The following is a 915-nucleotide window of genomic DNA, read 5'->3' as shown; positions in this document are numbered from 1 at the left end:
TCTAATTTACCTAATATACCTCATAATGGTCAATGGAAGCATCAAAGTACTAACAAATTAGTAGGACAAAGTAATATTTTTCTTAAAAATTATGATGGTACTTTAAATGGTACATATATTTGGTCTGAACCCATAAAAGTTAAAGCAACAATAAAATATTTAAATAAAGAAACTAAACTTCCTATTTATGAAGACATTATTACAAAAAAAACTAAAGAAGATGACTCTGTGGAATTTGATATTTCAAAACCACTAAAAGATAATATTGACGAATTGATTTCTGAAAATATCTTAAATTTAAATTATGAAGGCTATCAATCAATAACCTCAAATGATTATGTTGTACGTAATAATGACGGTAGTGAAATAAAACCAAGTGAAACACCTACTGATGATTTAACGTTAATTTTTTATTATACAGGATCTATTTATATTAAAGAGGCTCCTAATATTTCATTCGGGGAAGTAACACGTAATTTAATAGGTAATACATCTGTAAGTCCAGTCAAAAATTTGAGTTCTAGTGAATTAGTATTAATAAATACCTCTAATCAAAATGAATGGAAATTAACTGCTAATCTGCCAAACGGGATATATAATCAATCTAATGATATGGTCAAGTTACAAAGTAATTTAATTTTAAAAAGACCTGACAATTCAGGAAATATTGTATTAAATAACCAACCTAATGTTATAGCTAATAATGATCAGTTATCTGTAGATCCAGTAGGGAAAATTAATTTGGAATCTTCTCTACAGCTAAATGTTTTTAGTAAAAATGATACAGGTAACTATACTGGAACTATAGTGTGGTCTATTGATAGGACCCCTTAAAATAAGTAATGTGTTGAAAGTTTTAATTAATAATTTTTTTATATAATAAGCATAGTGAATGTTCCATAATCATGAAATAAT

The 915-nt window shown here is 26.2% G+C and carries 1 protein-coding gene; it reads left to right on the top strand.

From position 1 onward, the window contains the following. The coding region (locus DW196_RS11435; RefSeq protein WP_158563579.1) for a hypothetical protein at positions 1-834 on the top strand (834 nt) is incomplete at its 5' end. Between the last annotated feature and the right edge of the window lie 81 nt (positions 835-915).

It is taken from the genome of Vagococcus sp. AM17-17, assembly GCF_003471765.1.
In the GTDB taxonomy this organism is placed as follows: domain Bacteria; phylum Bacillota; class Bacilli; order Lactobacillales; family Vagococcaceae; genus Vagococcus; species Vagococcus teuberi.
This window is presented reverse-complemented; position numbering and strand designations above follow the sequence as displayed.